Source organism: Microvirga vignae (assembly GCF_001017175.1).
Taxonomy (GTDB): Bacteria; Pseudomonadota; Alphaproteobacteria; order Rhizobiales; family Beijerinckiaceae; genus Microvirga; species Microvirga vignae.
Genome location: NZ_LCYG01000120.1, coordinates 1 through 10,155 on the forward strand (window position 1 = coordinate 1; position 10,155 = coordinate 10,155).

12 protein-coding genes and 1 riboswitch are annotated in these 10,155 nt (G+C 63.2%); of the genes, 5 read left to right on the forward strand and 7 right to left on the reverse strand.

All coding sequences use genetic code 11. The annotated features are described in order from the left end of the window. From AA309_RS29350 to AA309_RS29380, 6 genes are all read right to left on the reverse strand, one after another. On the reverse strand, positions 1-299 hold a 299-nt coding region (locus AA309_RS29350; protein WP_047192566.1), incomplete at its 3' end, for a pirin family protein. Positions 300-382: 83 nt separating this feature from the next. Next, entirely contained in the window at positions 383-658 is a 276-nt protein-coding gene (locus AA309_RS29355) for a hypothetical protein (RefSeq protein ID WP_047192567.1), read from the reverse strand. A 145-nt stretch (positions 659-803) separates the two neighbouring features. Continuing rightward, positions 804-1,049, reverse strand: a complete 246-nt coding sequence (locus tag AA309_RS29360; protein WP_047192568.1) for a hypothetical protein — start codon at positions 1,047-1,049, stop codon at positions 804-806. A 580-nt stretch (positions 1,050-1,629) separates the two neighbouring features. Then, a riboswitch (SAM-I-IV-variant riboswitch) is annotated at positions 1,630-1,736 on the reverse strand. A 122-nt stretch (positions 1,737-1,858) separates the two neighbouring features. Beyond that, positions 1,859-2,863, reverse strand: coding sequence for a ring-cleaving dioxygenase (locus tag AA309_RS29370; RefSeq protein ID WP_084731800.1), 1,005 nt, complete (start codon positions 2,861-2,863; stop codon positions 1,859-1,861). Between the two features lie 52 nt (positions 2,864-2,915). Then, positions 2,916-3,536, reverse strand: coding sequence for an alpha/beta hydrolase (locus AA309_RS29375; RefSeq protein WP_047192570.1), 621 nt, complete (start codon positions 3,534-3,536; stop codon positions 2,916-2,918). A 95-nt stretch (positions 3,537-3,631) separates the two neighbouring features. Beyond that, positions 3,632-4,564 (reverse strand): ring-cleaving dioxygenase, encoded by a 933-nt coding sequence (locus AA309_RS29380; RefSeq protein WP_047192571.1) that lies wholly within the window; start codon positions 4,562-4,564, stop codon positions 3,632-3,634. Positions 4,565-4,753: 189 nt separating this feature from the next. Here AA309_RS29380 and AA309_RS29385 point away from each other — a divergent pair, with 189 nt between their 5' ends. The 3 genes from AA309_RS29385 (at position 4,754) to AA309_RS29395 (ending at position 7,521) form a co-directional block, all read left to right on the forward strand. Further along, positions 4,754-5,191, forward strand: a complete 438-nt coding sequence (locus tag AA309_RS29385) for a DoxX family protein (RefSeq protein WP_047192572.1) — start codon at positions 4,754-4,756, stop codon at positions 5,189-5,191. 65 nt (positions 5,192-5,256) lie between these two features. Beyond that, positions 5,257-6,210, forward strand: coding sequence for a LysR family transcriptional regulator (locus AA309_RS29390; RefSeq protein ID WP_047192573.1), 954 nt, complete (start codon positions 5,257-5,259; stop codon positions 6,208-6,210). Between the two features lie 453 nt (positions 6,211-6,663). Then, a complete protein-coding gene (locus tag AA309_RS29395; RefSeq protein WP_244470536.1) occupies positions 6,664-7,521 on the forward strand; it encodes a helix-turn-helix domain-containing protein in 858 nt (285 codons plus the stop codon). Positions 7,522-7,725: 204 nt separating this feature from the next. Here AA309_RS29395 and AA309_RS29400 read toward each other — a convergent pair whose 3' ends face one another. Further along, positions 7,726-8,718, reverse strand: a complete 993-nt coding sequence (locus AA309_RS29400) for a VOC family protein (RefSeq protein ID WP_052955084.1) — start codon at positions 8,716-8,718, stop codon at positions 7,726-7,728. 198 nt (positions 8,719-8,916) lie between these two features. On the opposite strand from AA309_RS29400, the gene AA309_RS29405 reads away from it, so the two are divergent. Both AA309_RS29405 and AA309_RS29410 read left to right on the forward strand, forming a co-directional pair. After that, entirely contained in the window at positions 8,917-9,564 is a 648-nt protein-coding gene (locus AA309_RS29405) for a hydrolase (RefSeq protein WP_047192579.1), read from the forward strand. 74 nt (positions 9,565-9,638) lie between these two features. Next, entirely contained in the window at positions 9,639-9,917 is a 279-nt protein-coding gene (locus AA309_RS29410; protein WP_047192575.1) for a XapX domain-containing protein, read from the forward strand. Positions 9,918-10,155: the final 238 nt, after the last annotated feature.

Genomic DNA, 10,155 nt, shown 5'->3' on the forward strand with positions numbered 1-10,155 from the left:
GGCAGCTCGGTTCCAAGCGAGTCGCGGTGCACGATCTCGCCGTCGAAAAGGTAGGTGACGGTGGAGAGGCCGATATGCGGATGGGGCCGCACGTCCATGCCGGATCCGAGCAGGAACTCGGAGGGCCCCATCTGGTCGAAGAAGATGAACGGGCCCACCATCTGCCGCTGCGCCGACGGCAGCGCCCGCCGCACCTCGAAGCTGCCGAGATCGCGGGCGCGCGGCACGATCACGGTCTCGATGGCGTCACAGGCGAACTTGTCGCCGGGTTTCGGATCTTCGGCGGGATTCCAGCTCATCTGATGTTCTCCTTGACCTGCACAGGTTCAGTTGTTGCGTCCGCGATCTTCAATCGGTCTCTCCAAGAAACAACAAGCCGGGATTATGCCCCCTCCCGCCGTTCACTCACCCCCCATGCCCTCAGATGTTCCTCAAGAGCCTCATCCGTATCGGCCGGAACAGAGGGACCACTCCAGGCTGTCGACCCGAATGTGGTGCCCGTTCCGTCCCGCCTGACAATTCGCCAAAAATGCAGCGCAGCACTCCGCTCCTTGTGCCCCATCTCGGCGCGTGCTGCATCCGCTTCGGGCCGGGTCGCCTCCCGGAGCCGGTAGCGCCGCGATGGGTTGTTAGCAAACCACAGGTCATCGGGTGTCATGATGCCTCCAACCCATTCAAGCTCGGCAAGCGCCCCTCGGGCTGCTCCTGGCCGGATGTGCATTCTGTCAGCGCCTATGCCGGAAAATGCCACTCCAAACGCAGCATACACGCCACTCCAGGATCGTCACCTGCAGGTGTCCGCATCAAACGTCAGGCATGACGACCATCACGTTCGGTCGTGCCAGCTGCCGTCTCAGATCGCTGCAATCCTGCGCCCGGAGCCCGTCGAGAAACTCCAAACCGTCGTTTGCAGGGGAATCCAGGAGATGCACCTCCAAGCTCCCGTCCTGCGGCACGGCAGTCGCTATCGTGACCAAGCCCGTCGGTGTCTCCCGCTCGATTCTGGCTCCGAGGACGTCATCGCACTGAAGCCGCAGGATGAACTCCATCGTCATCTCCTCAGTTAGCTCGCGACAATCCAAAAGGACTGGGAACTCGCATAATGGCCGGGGCAAACGCGCCGAGCACTGCTGCAAATCCCTGCCGCCTCCCTAAACTACCCTAAGGGTCTGCCGACCTAAGGAACTTACTGGCCGAACAATGCTGAGCCTAGACAGGCACTTGTCCCCTAAGCGGCTTCACCAGCGTCGAAGGAGCTTAGAGGGCTTTGCGCCGACCAGGAAGGGTCACCAAAGATCTCGATGAGCTGCTGGGCCCTGGCGAGGCCGCGGACCATGCAATCCCCTTTCAACACGGCCTCCACGTAAACGACCGGCCGTCCTGTCCGGGTGTCGTCGGAAACCCGGTAAACGTGGGTCCAAGCCGCGTCTGGTGCGTCTCCCTCTTGTTGCGGCCTTCTGTAGGTGACGACGTACATGTGCGACCGTTCGGATCGGCCGAAGCGTCTTTTCCATTTACAAGAGCCCGCGTAACGGACCGTGTCACAAGGTCCCGTCACCAGCAGCAGATCAGTCGAACAGTATTTTTGCATCACTCCACCCAAACCTGAGAGCAGACTGACGCAGTGGCGGGATCCCGTTTCGTTGCCGGTTTGGCCACATCCTTCCTGGCGGAAGCGCCACCTTGCTCGGTCAGCAGGTTGGCGTTGGACGTCAGTCCAACTCTTGATGTCACCGCTGGTGTAGCTTGCCCCTACGCTGTTTTCAAGCCGGGGGATGCGCAGGGCAGCTTCCGTCCTGCGCATGCCCACGACTCTTCCGAAGTCAGCTCACACTCTGAAGGCGGGCGGTGCACCTGATCAGATACTTGGCCCCTGGGTCTCACTTCGGACGTGCGATGGTTCGAGGGGATCGCGTCTGGCCAACGGCTTCAGGCCGGCCTCGATCTGCTGGCGCCACTCTTCCAGGAACGGCGGCAGCGAGAGCGTCTCGCCGAGCCTGTCCATCGGCTCGTCGGTGGCGAAGCCCGGCCCGTCGGTCGCGATCTCGAACAGGATCCCGTTCGGCTCGCGGAAGTAGAGGCTGCGGAACCAGAACCGGTCGACCGGGCCGCTCGACGGCATGCGCACGTGGTTGAGCCGCTCTGCCCAAGCCTGGTAATCGGCATCGGGGATGCGGAACGCCACGTGGTGAACGCCCCCTGCCCCGGGTTGGGCGATCGGAAGATTGGGCTCGACGGACACATGCAGCTCCGCCGCCGGCCCACCCGCTCCCATCTGGTAGACATGGGTGTGGGTTTCCTCGTTGCCAGGCGTGGCGTAGTCCCGGACGCGGGTCATGCCCATGATCTTGGTCAGCACGAGTTCGGTCCATTGCAGCTCGGGCACGCTGATGGTGATAGGCCCAAGCCCGCGGATCTGGTGCTCGGCCGGGACGGGGCTGCTGTCCCACGGATGGGCCTTCCCCTCCCCGTCGTCCTCGACAAGGCTGAGGCGCTGGCCCTCAAAATCCTCGAAGTCAAGCGTCAGCCGCCCATCGCGCTCAACGATATCCGAATGCATGACGTCCAGGTCCTGAAAGCGCTGCTTCCACCAGACGAGCGTGTCGGCCCCGGCGACGCGCATGGCGGTCCGCGTGATGCTGTGCGTGCCGCGCTGCTCACGCTCCACGGGCCAGTCGAAGAAGGTGATGTCGGTGCCGGGCGAGCCACGCCCGTCGGCGTAGAACAGGTGATAGGCGCTGACGTCGTCCTGGTTGACGGTCTTCTTCACTAGGCGCAGGCCAAGCGTCTTGGTGTAGAAGGCGTGATTGGCCGGGGCGTTGCCGGTGACGGCAGTGAGATGATGGATACCGGTGAGTTGCATGTTTGTGTCCTTGTGAGGCAAGGCGGGCCAACAGCCCGCCTGCCGGGAACGCTCAGAGTTGGCCGATCCAGGTCTTGGTGAGGGCCACGTCGGTCTGCGACAGACCGTGACCCGTTGGGAGAACGTGGTGCTGGACGGTGGCGCCCGCGCCTGTCAGCAGCGAGGCCAGCCGCCTGGCGTTCTCCTCCGGCACGATGGGATCCATGGCACCCGAGATGATCAGCGCGGGCTTGCCGGTGAGGTCGGCGGCGGGCGGGTCTTGGAGCGGCACCATCGCCCGCAGCAGGGCGGCCCCGGCGAGGGCCTCTGGCCGGAGTTGCAGCACCGCCGCGGCGATGTTGGCCCCGTTCGAGAAGCCGACCGCAACGGGGGCCGCGAAGTTGTACGATTCCCGAGCGTGGGCGATGAAATCGGCGAGCTCGTGGGCCCGGCGGCGCACGTCCTCCTCGTCGAACACACCCTCGCGCAGACGGCGGAAGAAGCGGGGCATGCCGCCCTCCAACACCTTGCCACGCGGTGAGAGTTGGGCGGAGCCCGGGGAGAGCATTTGCCCGAGCGCCAGCAGGTCATCCTCGTTGCCGCCGGTGCCGTGCAGCAGCAGAAGCGGCGGCTTGCCGGGTTCGGTGGCTGGCTTGAAGCGGTGGATGAACGAGAGTTCGGTTGTGGTGGTCATGGGGACCTCGGCATCGGGCTCACAGCCCGCGGTGAGGGATGAGAATGGCACCTCGTTACTCGGATGTGCCAAGCAACGAGGCTGGGGGTGTCGGGTTAGGCGACCTTCGGCAAGACCGCCTCGATCTTCTCGCGGTTCGGCTCCAGGAAGCGCGGCAGCTTCAGGGCCTGACCAAGGGATTCGGCTGGCTCGTCGACCGCAAATCCCGGATCATCCGTGGCAATCTCGAACAGCAGGCCTCCCGGTTCACGGAAGTAGACCGCCCGGAAGTAGTCGCGGTCCTTCTGCTCGGTCGTGCGGATGCCGTGGTTCTCGGCGAGCTTCTTGACCATCTCTGCCTGCACGGCGTCGTCAGTCGCCCGGAAGGCGATGTGATGGACCGTGCCAGCGCCCGGACGGCCACGCAGGAAGCCACCCGCCTCACGCAAGTCGACGATACCGCCGAGCGTCGTGTCCCCGGCCTTGTAACGGACCAGCGAACCCTCGCGGGCGATCTCCCTGAAGCCGAACACGTCCGTCAGGATCGCGCCGGTCGGAGCGGCCTCGGGCACCAGCAGGCTGGCGCTGTGGAAACCGCGGATCGCATGCTCAGCAGGGATCTCACCATCGGTCCATCCGGGCTCGTTCTTGATGCCCGGCATCGCCACCAGCGCCAGGCGCATGCCGTCGGGGTCCTTGAGCGCGACAACGGTCTCACCGAAGCGTTTCTCGGGCGCCTCATGCGGCACGCCTTTCTCGATCAGGCGGTGCGTCCAGTAGCCGATCGAGCCCTCGGGCACCCGGAACACCGTCTCCTGGGTCTCGCCGACGCCGAGCCGACCTGGAGCCGCATGCTCCCACGGGAAGAAGGTCAGGATCGTGCCGGGCTGGCCGGCCTCGTCGCCATAGTAGAAATGATAGGTGCCGGGGTCGTCGAAGTTGACGGTCTTCTTGACCAGGCGCAGCCCGAGAACGCGGGTGTAGAAGTCAAGATTGCGTTGGGCCGGGCCTGCGATGGCCGTGACGTGATGGATGCCGTTCTGGCGCATTGTCGTGTCCTTTCGTGGGGCAACCGGCGCCCCCGTGTTGCTCCAGAGATAAGCCGGTTCCGGCCCAACGCCATGCGGTTTCGATTGCGTAGGTGCAATCTCGAAATTGCTCGTCGTTCAATTGCATTGCATTGTCGAAAGGATCAGCTTTGTCGCCAACGGACCGCTTCCGGTCCAGGAGACAGACCCATGATCGACAATCGCTTTGCCCCTTACGGCGCCTTCGCCCTGCGTGCCGGCCTCGGCATCATGTTCATCGCCCACGCCTACCTGAAGATCGCCGTGTTTACGGTGCCGGGCTTCGCCGGCTTCCTTGGTCAAGTCGGCTTCCCGGGCTTCCTCGCCTGGCCGATCATCCTGGCTGAGCTGATCGGCGGCCTTGCTATCCTCACCGGCTTCTATGCCCGCGCGGTCTCAGTCGTGCTGCTCCCAGTCCTGCTCGGCGCCCTTCTCGTCCATGCTCCGAACGGCTGGGTGTTCAATGCTCCAAACGGCGGCTGGGAGTATCCGGCGTTCCTTGCTCTTGCAGCTCTCGCTCACATCTTGATCGGCGATGGCGCCTTGGCCATGAAGCCCGTTGCCTTTACGGGTGGCTCGACGGCTTCGCTGCGCCCTCGTATCAGCTAACGAACAACCCGAAATTGGCGGCTGGCGCGTCCCCGCGCCGCCGCTCATCTGCACGGTGGCTTACCATGGTTGAACCGTACAAGAACTTGTCTTGGGACGACTTTCGGCTGATCAAGGCTATCGCCGACGTGCGTAGTTTACCTGCAGCAGCCGTGCTCCTTGGAATAAACCATTCCACCGTGTTCCGCCGCCTCGGCCAGATAGAGGAGGCGCTCGGATCCAAGCTCTTCGAACGCCACCGCAGCGGCTACACGCTTACCGCAGTCGGCGAGGAAATGGTCGCCTTGGCGCAGAGGGTGGACGAGGACATCACCGCCTTCACCCGCAAGATGGCGGGACGCGAACTGGCACCGGCGGGCGAGTTGCGGGTAACCACAAACGACTCGCTCCTGATCCATCTGCTCACACCCCTCTTCGTCAAGTTCCGGAAGAAGTGCAAGGATGTGCGCCTCGATGTGGTTCTGGCCAACCAGGAGCTGAACCTGTCGAAGCGCGATGCCGACGTGGCGATCCGCGCCACCGACAATCCGCCCGAGAACCTCGTCGGCCGGCGAGCCGCGACCATCGCGTGGGCGTTGTATGGCCGCGCTGATGATTTCCCCGATCCGGAGGCTATCGACCAAGGAAGTCTGTACGAGCGCGACTGGGTGTCCCTGGGCGATAATCTCGCGACGCTCAAGGCGGTGAAGTTCGTGCACGAGCACGTCTCGCCGGAGCGGATCGGCTACAAAGTCAACACGGTCCTTGGGCTGGCCGAGGCGGTCGAGCAAGGCCTTGGCATCGGTCACCTCCCCTGCTTCATCGGCGATGCCCGGCCAGGGCTTATCCGCCTTGCTCCGCCTACCCCCGACTTCTCTGCCGACCTCTGGCTCCTCACCCATCCCGATCTGCGCCATTCGCCACGGGTCCGGGTATTTCTCGATTTCCTGGCAGCGGAAGTCGCCAAGCAGCGCAAGCTCATTGAGGGACAGGTTCAGCAGCACCGGTTCACGAGTGAAGAGGCCAGCCAGCCGCCATGATGATCGTATCCAAAACGACCAGCCGCGTAGCAAGGGCGAGGCTACCGGCCGCCGGCCTTCTCTTGAGAATGCGCCTTCGCTTGGGAGCGCGATCATACACAGGTATGGGATGCCCAACTGCAAGCGCTAGTATGGAATGCCCAACCGCAAGGGCTACAAGGCATAAATTATACGGTCAGGTCTGGGATGAGATGACCAGTATCGTGGGTGCCGCCTAGGAGTCAGACCTGAACCCGGATTGACATGTCCGTCTTCAACACCTTGGCGATGCCTGCGGCCATTCTTGCCGGACGGCCAGATGAAGGGCGCAGGGTGGGTCGATAGGCCAGCGGAACACACGAGATAAGAGGCCGCCCATGGACAAAATCGTTATTATGGCTCGTTGATATGGCAACCGTTCAGGAAAACACACACTCCGGGCTATTTGGCCAACGGCTTGGACGCCATCTCGAGATGGTCAGTCAGAGCATTCTGCAGGTCTCGAAGGGGGATCGTCTTTCGCTCGCCGTGACGCGGCTGACCTGTATGCGCCAAGACCGGGAGCGGACAGTTCTGATCGAACCCGAGGCTGCCTTCAGCGCCACCTATAAGTTGAAGGATGTGGAAGAGCACGAGTTCTGGCTCAATGGCCGCATGCGGTATGCTCGAGGCTTCGCAGCAGGAACAGTCAGTGCAGCCGATCTGTCGGAAGACCCCCGCAGTCGAATTCGGGGTCCATTTGACGGCGTGCAATTCTACATGCGCAAGGAAGCTCTCGACGATTTAGCCTATGAGCGTGGCGCCTCGCCGATTTCGACCCTGCGCGCTTTGCCTGATGCCTCCGACCCGATTCTGGGATCAATGTGTGCGTTCCTTCTGTCCGCACCGCCGGAGATGGCGCAGACCAACCAACTCTTCGTCGATCAGATGGCGCTGAGTCTGTTGACCTACTTCGCGGAAGGCTATGGGGGTATGCACGTTCCACCGATCCCACCCAATGGCAGCCTCGCAGCATGGCAGGAACGCCGCGCGAAGGAGATCCTGCATTCCCGGCTTGCCGCCCGTCTCACGATTGCCGATGTCGCACGCGAGTGCAATCTCACGCCGAGTTACTTCGCCAAGGCCTTCCGCCGCACGACGGGGATGAGCCCGCATCAGTATCTGACGCATATCCGCTTGGAGGAAGCCAAGGACCTCCTCCTGTCCTCAACCCTGCCTCTGGCCGACATCGCGCTCATCTGCGGTTTCGGAGATCAGAGCTATTTCACGCGCGTTTTTACGCGTTCTGTCGGCGCGAGCCCTGGCGCTTGGCGCAGGTCGATGCTGCGGTAAGCGCAGGCAACGGCCATCGTGGCCATGCTGCAAGGCCGCATGAGGCGACCTCAGGTCTAGCGCCTCGTGGAACAGTGGGCCCGGTTTTCCGCTGACGCGGACCTTCGGTTCGCGAAGAACGATGCGCTCGTCACAGAACATGAGCATCGGACGTAGGAGTGGGCCCACTCTTGCGTCCGATGATCGAGGTGGCTTGCGGAGATCTCAGGACAGTTGCGGGCGGCCATCGGGTCTTCGCCCATCAGGCACACGATGCTTGCATGTCGGGGACGGAAGTGGAGGCAGGAGCTGTTGAAGCTCGCCCCGCCGCGCCTCGAGAACGGGAGGCAGCATCAAGCTCATGCCCAGCGTCTCGAAGCTTTCATCGACCTCGAAGCCCGGCCCGTCGGTCGCGATCTCCAGGAGGATGCCGCAGGTCGAGCGGAAATTGACCGATCGATAATAGATTCGATCCTTTGGCGCTGTCGCGACGATCCCGTACCGATCATGGAGGGCTTGGACGAGAGCGTCCTGGTCGACCGCGTCACGGGCGCGGAAAGCGGCGTGATGCACGCTTCCGGCCCCGAGCTGGCCTCGTGCGAGGCGGCCGCTCTCGTCGAGCGTGATGGTGCCGCCCGCTCCGTCATGGGCCGCGAGCCGAATGAATTTGCCATGACGACCTGTTTCGGCAAAGCCCAGGACTTCCCGAAACAGCTCTCCCAGCGGATCGGCCTCGCGGACCTTCAAGACCAGATCGTGAAGTCCCTGGAGCGCACAGGAAGGAGGGACTTCAGGATGTCGCCAGGTTGTCGCCTGCGCGGGCAGGCCCGTTTCCACGAGAGCGAGCAAGGCGCCATCCGGATCCTCGAAGGTCAGGCAATTCTCACCGAATGCGGTCTGGCCGGCCCGATGGCGGACAGCCGCCGCACTGAGGCGCCGCGTCCACCAGTCCAGCGAGCCCGACGGAACACGGAACGATGTCTGCCATGCCTCGCAAGCCCCGCGCCTCCCACGCGGCACGCGTTGCCAAGGAAACAGGGTGAACAGCGTGCCGGGCCGGCCGGTCTCGTCGCCGAGGCAGAGGTGGAACGTGCCCGGGTCCTCGTGGGACACCGTCCGCTTCACGAGCCTCATCCCGAGCAGGCATGCGTAGAAGCGCCAGCTCCGCTCGGCGTTGCTCGAGATCACCGTGACGTGATGAAGGCCGCGTCCGGCCATGGCTCTCCTCCGATGTATCATTTCCTGCACCCTAATCGCGGCGAGAGCCGTTTGTCTTGCACTCTTTTGCTGTTTGTCGGCGCTCTCCGCCGCGACACGACCAAATCGTCCAACCGAGTTTCAGATTGTCCAAGATTTCGAGGCTCAATGGCGCCATTGTCCTGCGGCAGTTCCACCCCAAGAGGACCGACCATGGCGATCAAAGCATCTCCCACTCCCGGCTCAAAGCTCATCAGCCCCACCGATCACGCATTGATCCTGATCGACTTCCAGTCACAGATGTCGTTTGCGACGAAGTCGATCGATGCCGTCAATCTTCGCACCAACGCCGCTTTGATTTCCCAGGCAGCTGCCGGCTTCAAGGTGCCGACGATCCTAACCACAGTTGCGGAGAAGAGCTTTTCCGGCCCGATGTTCAGCGAGATCACGGAGGCCTTCCCGGGCCAGAGGCTCCTCGACCGCACCTCCATGAACACCTGGGAGGATGCCGCCGTCATCGAGGAGGTGAACCGGATCGGAAAGAACCGCTTGGTCTTCGCCGGCCTTTGGACCTCCGTCTGCATCGTCGGCCCGACGCTCTCAGCGCTCGATCAGGGCTTCGAGGTCTATGTCGTCACCGATGCGTGCGGCGACGTCTCAACCGAAGCGCATGAGCGTGCGGTGGAACGCATGATTCAGGCTGGCGTCAGGCCGATGACCTCGCTGCAATACCTGTTGGAGCTTCAGCGCGACTGGGCGCGCACCGAGACCTACGACATGACCACGGGCATCGCCAAGAAGTACGGCGGCGCCTACGGCCTCGGCATCATCTACGCCAAGACCATGTTCGGCGCCCACGAGGGCTGATCGGCCCATGAAGGCGGCGGCGTGTTGGCCATCGATGCGCCACCCCTCCTCATGCATCCGCCAGGGAGGCATTGTTGAAAGTCTACCTCATGTCGCTCGGGGCTGGCCTCCTGGTCGGCGTCATCTACAGCCTGATCAACGTGCGCTCACCGGCACCGCCGGTGGTCGCCCTGGTTGGTCTGCTCGGCATCCTGGTCGGCGAGCAGATCCCGCCCCTCATCAAGAGCTTCTGGCAGAAAGAACCGGCAACGCAGTCCTGGTCGCATCAGGTGCGTCCGCACGTCTTCGGCCACCTGCCACAAGGGGCAAGGCCCTCCGAGCAGACGGCCGATGCTCAGGATAAGGCATCATGACCACGCGCCGCACCTTTCTCGGAGCCGCAGCGGGCTTTGTCCTTCACGGGCCACAAGTGCCCGCCGATGCTTCAGACGCAACCCGATCCTCGATGGGAGCCACGTCCATGAAAGCCGATCTCATTCTGCATTCTGGTCTATTCACCACGCTGAACCGTGCGAATCCGAGCGCCAGCGCCGTCGCCATCAAGGATGGGACGTTTCTGGCCGTCGGCGACGAACGGGAGGTCATGACGCT

Coding starts and splice junctions, on each gene's coding strand:
- AA309_RS29355 (WP_047192567.1), bottom strand. CDS start 658: ATGACACCCGATGACCTGTGGTTTGCTAACAACCCATCGCGGCGCTAC.
- AA309_RS29360 (WP_047192568.1), bottom strand. CDS start 1,049: ATGGAGTTCATCCTGCGGCTTCAGTGCGATGACGTCCTCGGAGCCAGA.
- AA309_RS29370 (WP_084731800.1), bottom strand. CDS start 2,863: ATGCAACTCACCGGTATCCATCATCTCACTGCCGTCACCGGCAACGCC.
- AA309_RS29375 (WP_047192570.1), bottom strand. CDS start 3,536: ATGACCACCACAACCGAACTCTCGTTCATCCACCGCTTCAAGCCAGCC.
- AA309_RS29380 (WP_047192571.1), bottom strand. CDS start 4,564: ATGCGCCAGAACGGCATCCATCACGTCACGGCCATCGCAGGCCCGGCC.
- AA309_RS29385 (WP_047192572.1), top strand. CDS start 4,754: ATGATCGACAATCGCTTTGCCCCTTACGGCGCCTTCGCCCTGCGTGCC.
- AA309_RS29390 (WP_047192573.1), top strand. CDS start 5,257: ATGGTTGAACCGTACAAGAACTTGTCTTGGGACGACTTTCGGCTGATC.
- AA309_RS29395 (WP_244470536.1), top strand. CDS start 6,664: ATGGTCAGTCAGAGCATTCTGCAGGTCTCGAAGGGGGATCGTCTTTCG.
- AA309_RS29400 (WP_052955084.1), bottom strand. CDS start 8,718: ATGGCCGGACGCGGCCTTCATCACGTCACGGTGATCTCGAGCAACGCC.